Source organism: Gilliamella sp. B2969, assembly GCF_026536195.1.
Classification (GTDB): domain Bacteria; phylum Pseudomonadota; class Gammaproteobacteria; order Enterobacterales; family Orbaceae; genus Gilliamella.
In genome coordinates, this window is sequence record NZ_JAFNOP010000002.1 from 280,185 (window position 1) to 294,543 (window position 14,359).

Below are 14,359 nucleotides of genomic sequence, written 5' to 3' on the forward strand. Positions count from 1 at the left end.
TGAATCACTTAATTTAGATAAATGATTTTAAGCATCATGTAAGAATATTTTGTAAAAATCACTAAAAAAAATATAACATCAATCATATATTGAAACATATATTCTAACTTATTGTTAAAATAATAAATATATTACCCAATAATGTGACGTAGCTCACATCAAATTATAACTACGCCCAATTTTATTAAACTTATAACTTATGATTTTTGGGCAATGTTACATAGCTTTAAACTCATCCTAAGATTAAAATTAGCCGAATTCAAATTAATGCTATTTTCAAAACAAGGAGGATTTTAATGACTGAACTGATCAATTGGTACGGTGCACTAATAGGTTTGTTTTTAGCTATTTTTTTAATTTTGCGTGGTATAAATCCTGTTTATTCACTATTCTTTGGCGCTATCATTGGTGCTTTTATTGGTGGCGCAAACTTACTTCAAACAGTATCGATATTAACTAGCGGTACACAAAGTATTATGGGAACGGTGATTCGTGTATTAGCTGCAGGTATTTTAGCTGGTGTGATGATGGAATCGGGCGCTGCAGAAACGATTGCCCAAGCAGTGGTACGAAAATTAGGTGAGAAAAAAGCATTACTCGCTTTAGCGTTAGCAACAGGAATTATTACCGCATCAGGTGTCTTTATACCTGTTGCAGTATTAATCGTAGCCCCTATCGCACTGTCAGTCGGCAATAAAATGGGCATATCACGTTTAGCACTTTTATTGGCACTATCTGGAGGCGGAAAAGCAGGAAATATTATTTCACCAAACCCAAATACTATAGCCGTTGCAAATGGATTTAATTTAAGTTTAAGCGATGTGATGATAGCTGGTTTCATTCCTGCAATATTTGGGTTAATGGCTACAGTTGTTATTGCTTCATTAATAAAAAATAAAGGCGACAAAATCGCGACTCAAGAAGTGCTAATGTTAAAAAATAATACTGAGGAAAAAACCAATAATCCTTCATTAGGAAAAGCTATTGTCGCCCCCGTTACTGCTATCTTATTACTAATGCTAAGTCCAATTGGTAATATTTTTCATATTGATTTTTTAACTAACTTAAAACTAGATGCATTATATGTTTTACCTATTGCCGGTATGGTTGGTATGCTAGCGATGGGTCAGCATCGCAAAATTGCGCTGTACACTAAATCAGGTATCGATAAAATGACGCCGACTGTACTTATTTTGGTTGGAGCTGGTGCTATAGCAGGATTAATTGGTTCATCTAACCTCGCTAAACAAGTTATTGATATTATTGATTCTATGGGGATATCAGGTTATTACCTTTCACCAATTTCAGGTATTTTAATGGCTGCAGCAACCGCTTCAACATCAACAGGGGTAATTCTAGCAACCGGTACATTCGGTACAACCATTACTGATTTAGGAATACCAAGTATAAGCGCTGCTGTCATGATGCATACCGGTACAACGGTAATTGACTCCTTACCTCAAGGTAACTATTTCCATGTCACTGGTAATAGTATGAACATGTCAATTAAACAACGTATGAAATTAATTCCTTTTGAAGCACTTGTTGGTGGCACGATGACAATCGTCGCAACAATTTTATATGACTTTATTATTTAATATCGGGATATTATGTTATGAAACAAAAAACATTTGTACTTGCACCGGATTCTTTCAAGGAAAGTATGACTGCAAAGGAAGTTTGTAAAGCAATGGAATCAGGTTTAAAAAAAGTATACCCTGATGCAAATTTTATTCATGTTCCTATGGCTGATGGTGGTGAAGGAACAACACAATCCTTAGTTGATGCAACAAATGGTACGCTTTATTCTTGTCAAGTAACAGGTCCTTTAGGCGATAAAGTAACTGCACATTATGGAATATTGGGTGATAAAACTACTGCAGTTATTGAAATGGCTTCTGCAAGTGGCATTCAATTAATATCAAAAGAAAAACGTAACCCGTTGATTACCACAACTTACGGTACTGGTGAATTGATTCTAGCTTGCTTAAAACATGACGTAAAGAAAATCATTTTAGGTATTGGTGGAAGTGCAACTAATGATGGTGGAGCTGGAATGGCTCAAGCTTTAGGGGTTAAATTCTATGATAAAGATCATAAAATATTAAGCAAAGGTGGTGGTGCGCTAGCTGAATTGGTAAAAATTGATGTGACTGATATAAATCCAGCACTAAATACAGTTCAGTTTATAGTTGCAAGTGATGTAACTAATCCATTATGTGGAGAAAAAGGTGCTTCAAACGTTTTTGGTCCACAAAAAGGAGCTACCCCTGAAATGGTCAAACAATTAGATAACAATTTAAAACATTATGCCTCGATTATCCAATCTCAACTCGGTAAAGATGTAGCGACTATTCCTGGTGCAGGGGCTGCAGGTGGATTAGGAGCAGGATTAATGGCTTTTACTAACAGTAAGATGGAACGAGGCATTGATATTGTTATCCAATACAGTGGCTTAAAAAACAAATTAAAAGGTGCCGATTTTTGTTTCACTGGCGAAGGTGGTATTGATTTCCAGACAAAATTCGGAAAAACACCTTATGGTGTTGCACAAGTTGCTAAAGACTTAAGTATACCTGTTATTGCATTAGCGGGTACTGTTGGTAAAAATATTAATGAACTATATCCGGAAGGAATTGATGCAATTTTTGGCATCATTCCATGTGCTGCAAATATAGAAGATTTATTGGATTCAGGTTTTTGCAATATTGAACGAACAAGTGAAAATATAGCTCGTTTAATTAATATTGCTCAACTTAAAAACAAAATCTAGGCAACATCCGAAAATAAGTAAAAAGGATAGAGTAAACTAAAAGATAAAATTTAGTTAAACTTTATCCTTTTTTATAAATAAAATTTTCTTTATTAATATAGTAAAGATATTATCGTTTTCATTTTAGAAAATAATTTACATAACTTAAGTTGATATTATTACAATAAGTTTTATACAAAATGCAATTTAGATCCAATATTTTAATGGCTATTTTATTATGAATCTTTTAAGGTATTTGTCCTATGAAATCTAATAATTTCACGCCAACTCTTGCTCAATATATCGTTGAAAAAACAATGAAAATTATCGAGCACAACGTTAATGTCATGAATGGCGAGGGTAAAATTATTGGTAGTGGAGATTTGGATAGAATCGGACAACTACATGAAGGCGCAATGCTTGCCATTTCACAAAAAAGAGTAGTAACCATCGATTCACCTACAGCAAAAAAACTTAAAGGAGTTAAGCCTGGCGTCAATTTTCCACTTAAATTAAACGATGAAATCGTTGGCGTAATCGGCATCACCGGCGAACCGACTAAAATCACACAATTTGCTCAGTTAGTTTGCATGTCAGCCGAAATGATGATGGAACAAGCGCAATTACTTAATCAATTATCACAAGATAATCGCTTAAAAGAAGAATTTATTTTATCCGTAATTCAATCAGAGAATACTGTAGTAGATGTGACAGAATGGAGCAGAAAACTCAATATCGATCTTTCTTTACCGTACGTTGTTGTGATTATTGAGGTTGATAGCGGTCAACTAGGCATACAAACTGCCATGAGTGAATTACAATATATACAAAATGAGATAATTAACATTACTAAGAATAATCTTGTTGCAATAAAATCATTAACAGAAATTGTCATGTTGATGCCGGCACTGAATAAATTTAATCGTTGGGATCTTGCTCGTCATAAACAAAAATTAGAACAATTAGTAAGTCATATCAAATCTTCCAGTAAATTCCTAGTGAGAATTTCATTGGGGAACTATTTTCATCAAAATAAAGATAGGATTGTCCGTTCCTATCAAACAGCTAAAACAGCGCTGTTAGTCGGTAAACAAAGGATGCCACAATGTCGTAACTTTTATTATCAAGAACTTATTTTACCTGTATTACTTGATAGCTTAAATCAAGATTGGCAAGCTGAAGAGTTACTATCACCTTTGAAAAAATTACAATTAGAAGACTCTAATGGAGTACTACAAAAAACACTTTCCACTTGGTTTTGTCATAATTTACAATATAACAAAACTGCAGAAGCATTATTTATTCATCGCAATACATTAGAGTATCGTTTAAATAAAATTGCGGCTTTAACAGGATTTAATTTGGCCAAATTTGACGACCGAGTGTTACTTTATATTGCCCTGCAACTAAATAAATAGATGCTATAGGTTCAAATTTAATAAAAAATGATTAATGATTTGGACCAATTAAAGGTAAATATTCTTGCCAACGATATTCTCTAATTGGCATCGGTTTAGCATCTTTGAAATAGAGAACTAAAGCGGGTTTAATGCCATTCCAATTATCGACAAATTCATAATGAATAAGCATACCATCTTGAATTAATTTTTTTGCTTTTGCATGATAATTGAAATATGCCATAAGTTATTTTCCTTTCTGTGGTCAATACTAAGTGGTTTTTTAGTAACTATAATTCAAACTTGAATCAACGTTACAGAAAAAACATGAATTGTGTGATGCCATCAATAAAAATAACAAGCATACTCACAACATAAAACAAGACCTAAAATTAAACTCAATCAATCACCAAAACAAGTTAATACCTATGACAGAAATGTCAAAGTTACACCGATGTTAAACCCACTCATAAAGAAGATTTATTCTAACTGTATATTCTAAGTATATTCCAAGTGTTTTAATTTTTTGAGTGATTAATTATTTAATTTATTGATTTTCTGGATGTTTTAATGGAGGCGCGTCCCGGAGTCGAACCGAGGTAGACGGATTTGCAATCCGCAGCATGGCCACTCTGCCAACGCGCCGTAGGGGTCTATCTGAATAGGTGGCAAATATTAGCATTGCCTTGTTTAGACGTCAAGTTTAAATAGACTATAATTACAGCAGTCATGTGTTTTGGGGTTAAATTTTTAAAAATAGAATTTATCTGTGAAAAAAGATACGCAATAACATATGTTTTAAAAAATAGTGGCTAGCCCATACCGATGCAGTTCTTGGTCATTTTTCCATTCTTTACTCACGCAATAAATTTTGCACTTATATGCAAATTATTTCGTGAAGTCACTTTTATTTTCAATATAAAAATCAGATTAAATACTTTTAAATCAAATAAATAAATTAAATTCCTATCCTCTTATCTGATGTGGTATGGCATTTGCAATTGAAATTGTAATAACAACTATTTTGGTTTTATACCATGGAGGAAATGGATGAAAAAAAAATTAATAAACTCAGAACAAATTAAAACGCATTTGAAAGATGGCATGTCAATTATGTTTGGAGGATTTATGGGATGTGGCACACCTGAAAAAATCGTCCAAGTCATTTTAGATTCAGGCGTGAAAAATTTGACTTTAATTGGTAATGACACCGCCTTTGTCGATACTGGCGTTGGTCCGTTAATCACCAATAATCGCGTAAAAAGATTAATCGCCTCTCATATTGGTACGAACCCTGAAACCGGAAAAAAAATGATTGCAGGTGAAATCGACGTTGAATTAGTTCCACAAGGTACGCTTGCTGAAAGAATTCGTTCTGCCGGTGCTGGTTTAGGTGGCGTATTAACCCCAACTGGTGTTGGAACAATCGTTGAAGAAGGTAAGCAAATTTTGACCATTAATGGGGTTAAATATTTGTTAGAACTCCCTATCCATGCCGATTTAGCAATTATTCAAGCTTATCAAGGCGATTATAGCGGTAATCTTGTTTATCAATACTCAGCTCGCAATTTCAATCCTTTAATCGCAACAGCCGCAAATACCGTAATTGCTCAGGTGGATAATTTACTCGAAATTGGTCAAATCGACCCAGATGCCGTTATGACGCCAGCAGCACTTATTGATTACATAGTCAGTTCTGATAATTAAGGAGAATCATAATGGATAATAAAGAGTTAATAGCTAGACGTGTCGCACAAGAACTGAAAGATGGCGATGTCGTTAATTTAGGAATTGGTTTGCCAACTCAAGTAGTGAATTACTTGCCGACAGATGTTCATATCACGTTGCAATCGGAAAATGGTTTTTTAGGCTTAGGACCCAAAACAGTTGATCATCCAAACATTGTCAATGCCGGAGGACAACCTTGTGGCATCATCGCAGGTGGTGCGACATTTGATAGTGCATTTTCTTTTGTATTAATTCGAGGTGGTCATGTTGATGCATGCGTGTTAGGTGGTTTAGAAGTTGACCAAGATGCCAATCTAGCCAATTGGATGGTACCCGGCAAAATGGTACCCGGAATGGGCGGAGCGATGGATTTAGTCACAGGCGCTAAAAAAGTGATTATTGCCATGGAGCACTGCACTAAAAATGGCGAAGCAAAAATATTACGCCATTGTACTTTACCACTCACCGCCAAAGGAAAAGTAAACATGATTGTTACCGAACTTGCGGTATTTGAGTTTCGCAATGGCCAGCTTTACTTAATAGAAATGGCAAATGGAGTCGATTTAACCACAATCAAAAGTAAAACACAAGCTGAGTTTTTAATTGCTGAAAAGTTAAAAACCATGTCAATTGGTCATGAGGAGTAATGCAATATGATCTCTCGATTATCAAAATATACCACGAGTTTAGTTAGCAAATATCTACCTGATCCACTCATTTTTGCATTATTACTTACCTTTGTTATCTTTTTTATGGCATGGGGATTAACCGATTCACAACCTCTTGGCTTAGTTAAAATGTGGGGAGATGGTTTTTGGAACCTACTAGCATTCGGTATGCAAATGGCACTGATTGTTGTGACAGGCCATGCTTTGGCAAGCTCTCCCCCAGTTAAAGCCATTTTAGTCTCAATTGCTTCATTGGCAAAAACCCCAACACAAGCAGCCATGCTTGTTACTTTTGTTGGTTGTATAGCCTGTATTTTAAATTGGGGATTTGGATTGGTTGTAGGCGCTATGTTAGCCAAAGAAGTGGCAAGACAAGTGAAAAATGTTGATTATGGTTTGTTAATTGCATGTGCCTATATTGCTTTCATGACTTGGGGTGGCGGTTTATCAGGCTCAATGCCATTAATGGCTGCTACGCCGAATAATCCTGTTTCTCACTTTATGGTATCAGAAAGTAATCCTCAAGGGATTATCCCTATTTCACACACAATGTTCTCGGCAAGTAATATTTTTATTACAGTCATGTTAGTCATTTGTTTACCGATCTTAGTACGTTTTATGATTCGTAAAGATGATTCTATTCATACTGTTAATCCAGAATTACTGGCTCCTGAACCTGATTTTCAGAAAAAGATCGACCGCAAAACAGCAACAGCAGCTGAAAAATTAGAAGAGAGCAAAATATTATCGTTATTGATCGGTGTACTAGGGATTAGCTATTTAGCCATCTATTTTTACAATCATGGCTTTAACATTACCATCAACACGGTCAATCTAATCTTCTTAACTGCGGGGATCTTATTACACCGTACACCAATGGCATATATGCGCGCGGTGTCTAATGCAGCTAAAAGTACCGCAGGAATCATCATTCAATTTCCATTCTATGCAGGCATCCAGTTAATGATGGAACACTCAGGTTTAGGTGGATTAATTACGGAATTTTTTATCAATATTGCTAATAAAGATACCTTCCCAATTTGGACCTTTTTCAGTTCAGGCATCATTAATTTTGCTGTGCCTTCTGGCGGTGGGCACTGGGTTATTCAAGGACCGTTTGTCATTCCTGCTGCTCAAGCGTTAGGTGCAGATTTAGGTAAATCAACCATGGCCATTGCCTATGGTGAACAGTGGATGAATATGTTACAGCCATTCTGGGCTTTACCTGCTCTTGCAATAGCGGGATTAGGGGTACGAGACATCATGGGCTATTGCATGACAGCCTTAATCTTTACTACTCCAATATTTCTCATCGGTTTGTACTTTTTTTGATTACCAATAAAAGGATGTAAATTATGAAAAAAGCAGTAATTGTTAGCGCCATCCGAACAGCAATAGGCACTTTTAATGGTTCATTAGTATCAGTTGGTACTATTGAATTGGGTGCAATTGTCATACAAGAAGCGTTAAAACGCGCAAAATTAGACGCCAATTTAGTTAATGAAGTGATTATGGGGAATGTATTACAAGCCGGTTTAGGACAAAATCCTGCTAGGCAAGCAGCGTTAAAGGCAAATATTGCTAATAGCGTTCCTGCTTTCACCGTCAATAAAGTGTGTGGTAGTGGGTTAAAATCAGTTGAATTAGCCGCACAAAGTATTTTGGCCGGTGACAACGATATCGTCGTTGCCGGTGGGATGGAAAACATGTCACAAGCGCCCTATTTAATCAACAGCAAAGCTCGTTGGGGATTAAAAATGGGAAATGCCGAACTCTATGACACTTTAGTTAACGACGGTTTAACTTGCGCAACGCATCATTACCATATGGGAATCACAGCAGAAAACGTTGCTCAGCAATATAATATCACTCGCCAAGAGCAAGATCAGCTTGCGTTACGTTCTCAACAGTTAGCCTCTCAAGCAATTAAAAATGGAATGTTTGTTGATGAAATAGTGCCAGTAACCGTGAGTAGCCGTAAAGGGGATATTATCTTTAATCAAGATGAACATCCTAAATTTGATGCTAGTTTAGAGGCATTAACTAAACTCCGCCCTGCTTTTAAAAAAGACGGTACAGTGACGGCTGGCAACGCCTCAGGTATCAATGATGGTGCCGCCGCATTAGTTATCATGTCGGAAAGCAAAGCCAAGGAGTTAGGGCTAAAACCATTAGCATATATCCGTAGTTACGCATCAGGTGGAGTTGCTCCTAGTGTTATGGGATTAGGACCGGTACCTGCAACTCAATTAGCGCTACAAAAAGCTGGACTAAACCTTTCTGATATTGATTTAATCGAAGCTAACGAAGCCTTTGCCGCTCAGTTTTTAGGCGTTGGTCGAGAGCTCAATCTTGCTCTTGATAAAACCAATATCCATGGTGGAGCTATTGCACTTGGTCATCCTATAGGGGCAAGTGGTGCACGCATTTTAGTCACTTTACTTTACTCAATGATTCATCATGATAAGCAATTAGGTCTTGCAACCCTATGTATTGGTGGTGGATTAGGCACTACGGTCATTATCGAACGTTATTGAAAATAAAGACAATCTAGCATGTAAATAATTAGATAAAAATTGGTGGTTTGGGCGATCATTCCTATTCCACCGACCTTGTGAGCACGAGTGATTTAATGCATAATCACTTACAGGAATAACAATTAAATTTAAGATAAATATATAACAACTATTAAAAATAATGGATGATTAAGGATATCAAAGTATTTATGCCGTCTAGTTTTTTCAAAAAATTATACCCCGATAAAATTAGCGCGCGTATCTTTTTATTGGTTACGTTACTTTCTTGCTTTTCTATAATTATCTTTGCCGTATTAATCGACAAAGAAGGTCGCAATCTTCTTAACCAAGAAAAAAGTCAAAAGTTATACGCTATTAGCCAAATGCTTGATCTATTATTGGATGATGCTTACCATAAAATTGACACAAATCTTTCTCATCAACAGCAAATCGAACAAATAAATCAATACCTTTCACCTAAAATAGAACCGCTCTTAGCCAATATGCCTAAAATTGCTGCTGGCTATTATCATAAACAATTAGATGCAATTGTTGTCTATGCCCCTAAATCAGCTTATGGAAACAATGTAGGCAAATCAATAGCTGCTTCGCATAAAGGGCGAGAAGTAATGAAGAGCGGTCATAGTATGGTTGATATTGGTAAACAAGTCAGAGGCAATATCATGAATGCCATGATACCCATTGTGCGTGATAATCAAATTTTAGGCTATATTTGGGCAAATGAAACGATTGATGACATTGAAAAACAAACTTTCGTTTTTGATAAAAATGTGATTATTATCAGTATTTTGTGCATGTTAAGTTGCATTTTAATTGCCTGGATTTTATCACAAAAACTCAATTCGGATATCGATGTCATTAAACATGGATTGCATGCATTACCCTTTGATCTTACCTTACATCTGCCTGCGATACGTGGCGAATTAAATGAAATTGTCACTGGCATAAATAATCTTGCCGAAACATTGAGTAAAACCAAAACAATCAATGAACTAATCTTAGAAAACAGCTTAGACGGAGTCATTACTATCGATATTAACGGTGCAATTACCATGCTTAATCCTGCCGCTGAAAAAATGACCGGATATCAATTAAAACAAGTTTTGGGTAAGCCCTACTCAACATTATTAGATGATAAAGAGTTTAAAAGTCCACTACTTGATACTTTATATAACGGCATTGATCATAATAGTGTGGAAGTCGACTTTCCGGTGTCAGGTCAGGTTATCAAAATTTCGTCTAGCACTAGTCACTTAAAAGATCATCAAGGCAATATAATTGGCGCCTTAGTCATTTTTAAAGACATTACCGAACAAAAAGAGATTGAAAAATTAATACAACAAACAGAACGACTTGTGTCATTAGGCGAATTAATGGCAGGTGTTGCCCATGAAATTCGTAATCCTTTAGCGGCAATACGCGGTTTTGTGCAATATTTGCAAAACAATATCAGCAATAGCGAAAAGTCTGAATACATCACAATTATTCTCAACGAGGTGGATTCAATTAACCACGTGATACAACAATTACTAGACTTTGCAGCACCATCAAAAAACTTTTATAGTTCAATCAATATCAACCACTTAATTGAAGAAGTGTTAATATTGATAAACACTTCACACCGTTCAAATAACATTGATATTGAGCTTTCGCTTGACCACCAGTTATCTACCTTATATTTGGATAAAGAGTTAATTAAACAAGCATTATTAAACTTAATTATTAATGCCATTCAAGCAATACCAGCGCAAGGCATTATACAAATCTCGACAAAATTATCGAATAATCAAAAGTATCAACTGATTTGTATTAAAGATAATGGTGAAGGTATTCCCGAAGCACTATTTAATAAAATATTTAACCCTTTTTTCACCACAAAACTATCCGGTACTGGTTTAGGATTGCCCATAGTACAAAAGATTATTGCCTCTCATAAAGGTAAAATCACAATTAAAAATAATGTGAACAGTACAGGTGTTACTGTTGAGATCGCACTACCTATTAATTAAAAATTAAGGATCCTATGTCAGAAAAAATTTTAATTGTTGAAGATGAATTAAATTTACGAAAGTTATTAAGTCTTTTGTTATCAGAACAACAGTATCAAGTTGTTGAAGCAAGCAATAGTGAAGAAGCGATTGCTATCATCAAACAACAACACATTGATCTTATTTTGTTGGATAATCGTCTACCAAAGATGAGTGGTCTTGAAGCATTAAAAATAATTAAAACAATAAATCCTGATATCTATGTTATTTTAATGACAGCTTATGCCAGTGTCGACACTGCTGTTGAGGCATTAAAACTCGGTGCTTATGATTATATTGTTAAACCATTTGACTTAGACGAACTAAAAGCGTTGATTTGTCGTACACTTGAATTTAGTCAAGCGCAAAAAAATGGCATTTCGCTAGTGCCACAAATTGAATTAGCCAATTCTGATAATAAAGAGCATATATTAACCAATAGTTTAAATATGATGGAGTTGTGCCGTAATATCGCAAAAGTATCTCAAACCAATACCACCGTCCTGATTACCGGAGAAAGTGGCACAGGTAAAGAGTTAGTTGCGAAAACAATTCATTACTACAGCACCCGATCAACAGGTCCATTTATCAAAATCAATTGTGGTGCTTTACCTGAAACATTGCTTGAAAGTACGCTATTTGGTCATGAAAAAGGGGCATTTACTGGCGCTTATCAGCGTCAAATTGGTTTATTTGAACGTGCGCACCTTGGCACGCTATTTTTAGACGAAGTTGGCGAAATGTCGACTAATCTACAAGTAAAATTACTACGAGTTATTCAAGAAAAAGAGTTTGAACCGCTGGGTGGAAATAAATTAATTAAAAGTGATTTTCGACTAATTACAGCAACCAATCGTAACTTACAAAATTTAGTTGAAACAGGAAAATTTCGACAAGATCTGTTTTATCGTTTAAATGTTATGAGTTTAGATTTACCGCCATTACGCGAAAGACAAAATGATATCATGTTATTAGCACGCTATTTCGCTAACCAATTTTGCCACGAACAAAATAAAGCCTTATTGGATTTTTCAATTGATGCGGTAGAAGCACTAAATCAATACGCATGGCCGGGTAACATCCGTGAATTAGCCAATGCCATTGAATATTCGGTGATTATGTCAAACGGATTATTTATCTATGCTAACGATTTACCTGCACAAATAAATGCCAATAAAAACATGCATGATTTAACAGTCAATTTTAAAGATTCTGACTCACCAAATACCACCTTAAAAGACAAAGTGAAAAATTACGAAAAAGAGCTAATTATTAACGCATTAAAACGCCATAATGGTCATCGTGAAACTACCGCAAATTCGTTAGGTGTTAGCAAACGAACGTTACTTTATAAAATGCAAGAATATAAAATATTTGAAAAAATACACTGATTATTAAATACATTAGCATATCTCGCTAATTGTTACCTTAGTAGCAATATTTTTAAAGCGCTTTATCAAATGCTCATCTCATTTTCGCTTTCAGTTAACAATAAGATAAAATCAAAATAATTTGCATGAATATGATTAAGTGGTATTTTACCCATCAACAGCATCAATAAAACTTATTTTATCGAGTGCATCAACGTGAAATAATTAAATCACATTTAGAATAGATAAGATTTAATTATAAATTTTTCAAATTTATACACTAATTTTGTATACTCAGAATATGAGATTTGAACATTGAGGTGGGTAATGATTGATTTAAAACTTAGGGAAGTGAAAAAAGATCTGTCCGCAAAAGAACTTGCTGTGGCAACGTTTATTCAAGCAAACACCGATGCATTAAAAAATATGAGCATTCAATCATTAGCTAAATTAAATCAAGTTAGCACCAGCACCATTTTGCGTTTGTGCAATAAATTAGGATATAGTGGTTTTAGTGATTTTAAAGTCGATCTTATTTCTTCCCTCCCCCGAAAACTCAACACCGATGTGTTACAAGATGACATCAATCTTAATGATTCCCTGCAAGATGTGAATAATAAAGTCCAATCAATGGAAAAATCATCAATAGATGAAACCCACTCGATGATTAATTTGGAATCATTAAATAAAGCTATCGACCTAATCATAGATAGCAATAAAATTATTATTTTTGGCGCAAGTAGCAGTGGATTAGTTGGTAAGGAATTAGAATATCAACTCATTAAAATAAAAAAAGATGTCAGCTGCCATTTCGATTCCCACATTCAAAAAAGTATTGCTAATAATTTAGACGGCAATGATTTAATTATTATTATATCGCACTCAGGTGAAACACCGGAATGCATAGACTTACTTAAGTTAGCTCAAAAAAACAATGTACGTTCTATTGCAATAACTAAAATGGGACAAAGCCAGGTATCATCGCTTGCTGAGGTAATTTTACATACCACATCAACCGAACATGTTTCTCGCTTAATTCCTATTCGTTCCAAAATATCACAAATTTCGGTAATCAACATGCTAGTCACTAATTTGTTTATACGTAAATATGATGAACGCTTGTTACAACAAATCCTACACCGTGAAGAACGAAAATATCCACATTAATAAAACAATGATCAAACAATAAACTAATGTTTGATTAGCCTACCTAATTAATCACTATTAATCATATTGATAGTGAATTTTATCACTTCAACTATGCCACTATCTAAATTGCAATTTACCAAGCCCAAAACACTTTTTTTTATAAATATGATCGAGTTCACAAATTTTTAAAAATTTAAAAAAAAGAGATGACTTACATCGCACATAGATGTAATTTTATTACTAAATATAAAACACATAAAAGTAATATTATTACTAAAAAGCTAAAGGAAATAGATGATGCAAACACAAATACCAATCATTCTTGCCAGTCATGGCCCGTTTGCACAAGGTGCACTTGAATGTGCCGAAATGCTGATGGGTAAACAATCAAACATGCAAGTGATTTCGGTTTTAATCGATAGCAATATTGATAATTTACGCCAACAAATGCAAGAAAGTTATCAAAAATTAAATAATGGTAAAGGTGTAATTATTTTAGTCGATATTCTTGGTGGAACACCATGCAATCTTGCTAGTGAACTTTTATTAACTCATGATGATGTATTGTTGTTTTGTGGCTTTAACATTCCTGTATTACTTGAAGTTTTAAACAATCGAGAAGAAACACTCACAGACGTTAAACAAGCTATTGAAGAAACCTTCCCACAAAGTTGTATTGACGTTAGTCAAGTACTCAATTCTCATCGTGAACAATCTAATGAGCTGTAAGG

The 14,359-nt window shown here is 34.8% G+C and carries 12 protein-coding genes and 1 tRNA gene; 11 read left to right on the plus strand and 2 right to left on the minus strand.

The annotated features are described in order from the left end of the window. Nucleotides 1-296 precede the first annotated feature (296 nt). From J3U66_RS02870 to J3U66_RS02880, 3 genes are all read left to right on the plus strand, one after another. The gene (locus tag J3U66_RS02870; protein ID WP_267347907.1) at nucleotides 297-1,598 is read left to right on the plus strand and encodes a GntP family permease; all 1,302 of its coding nucleotides are present in this window, start codon (nucleotides 297-299) and stop codon (nucleotides 1,596-1,598) included. A gap of 17 nt (nucleotides 1,599-1,615) precedes the next feature. Beyond that, nucleotides 1,616-2,773: a glycerate kinase gene (locus J3U66_RS02875; protein WP_267344226.1), complete on the plus strand. Its 1,158-nt coding sequence runs from the start codon at nucleotides 1,616-1,618 to the stop codon at nucleotides 2,771-2,773. A gap of 242 nt (nucleotides 2,774-3,015) precedes the next feature. After that, nucleotides 3,016-4,170, plus strand: coding sequence for a sugar diacid recognition domain-containing protein (locus J3U66_RS02880; protein WP_267347908.1), 1,155 nt, complete (start codon nucleotides 3,016-3,018; stop codon nucleotides 4,168-4,170). 31 nt (nucleotides 4,171-4,201) lie between these two features. On the opposite strand, the gene J3U66_RS02885 is transcribed toward J3U66_RS02880, so the two are convergent. Beyond that, complete coding sequence (locus J3U66_RS02885) at nucleotides 4,202-4,393, minus strand: hypothetical protein (protein WP_267344228.1); 192 nt, start codon at nucleotides 4,391-4,393, stop codon at nucleotides 4,202-4,204. A gap of 327 nt (nucleotides 4,394-4,720) precedes the next feature. Next, nucleotides 4,721-4,794: transfer RNA gene (locus J3U66_RS02890), tRNA-Cys, on the minus strand. Nucleotides 4,795-5,199: 405 nt separating this feature from the next. Between J3U66_RS02890 and atoD the strand changes: the two genes are divergently transcribed. The 8 genes from atoD to J3U66_RS02930 all read left to right on the plus strand — a co-directional run bounded on the left by atoD (nucleotide 5,200) and on the right by J3U66_RS02930 (nucleotide 14,357). Next, complete coding sequence (gene atoD, locus J3U66_RS02895) at nucleotides 5,200-5,856, plus strand: acetate CoA-transferase subunit alpha (protein ID WP_267347910.1); 657 nt, start codon at nucleotides 5,200-5,202, stop codon at nucleotides 5,854-5,856. Between the two features lie 11 nt (nucleotides 5,857-5,867). Continuing rightward, entirely contained in the window at nucleotides 5,868-6,524 is a 657-nt protein-coding gene (locus tag J3U66_RS02900) for a 3-oxoacid CoA-transferase subunit B (protein ID WP_267347912.1), read from the plus strand. A 6-nt stretch (nucleotides 6,525-6,530) separates the two neighbouring features. Further along, nucleotides 6,531-7,877: a TIGR00366 family protein gene (locus J3U66_RS02905; protein ID WP_267344231.1), complete on the plus strand. Its 1,347-nt coding sequence runs from the start codon at nucleotides 6,531-6,533 to the stop codon at nucleotides 7,875-7,877. A gap of 23 nt (nucleotides 7,878-7,900) precedes the next feature. Then, a complete protein-coding gene (locus J3U66_RS02910; protein ID WP_267347914.1) occupies nucleotides 7,901-9,082 on the plus strand; it encodes an acetyl-CoA C-acetyltransferase in 1,182 nt (393 codons plus the stop codon). A 164-nt stretch (nucleotides 9,083-9,246) separates the two neighbouring features. After that, nucleotides 9,247-11,091 carry a two-component system sensor histidine kinase AtoS gene (gene atoS / locus J3U66_RS02915; RefSeq protein ID WP_267347916.1) on the plus strand — a complete coding sequence of 615 codons (1,845 nt, stop codon included), beginning with the start codon at nucleotides 9,247-9,249 and terminating at the stop codon, nucleotides 11,089-11,091. 14 nt (nucleotides 11,092-11,105) lie between these two features. Further along, complete coding sequence (locus tag J3U66_RS02920; RefSeq protein ID WP_267347918.1) at nucleotides 11,106-12,500, plus strand: sigma-54-dependent transcriptional regulator; 1,395 nt, start codon at nucleotides 11,106-11,108, stop codon at nucleotides 12,498-12,500. 306 nt (nucleotides 12,501-12,806) lie between these two features. Further along, the gene (locus J3U66_RS02925; RefSeq protein WP_267332641.1) at nucleotides 12,807-13,646 is read left to right on the plus strand and encodes a MurR/RpiR family transcriptional regulator; all 840 of its coding nucleotides are present in this window, start codon (nucleotides 12,807-12,809) and stop codon (nucleotides 13,644-13,646) included. 279 nt (nucleotides 13,647-13,925) lie between these two features. After that, nucleotides 13,926-14,357: a PTS sugar transporter subunit IIA gene (locus tag J3U66_RS02930; protein ID WP_267344235.1), complete on the plus strand. Its 432-nt coding sequence runs from the start codon at nucleotides 13,926-13,928 to the stop codon at nucleotides 14,355-14,357. Nucleotides 14,358-14,359 lie beyond the last annotated feature (2 nt).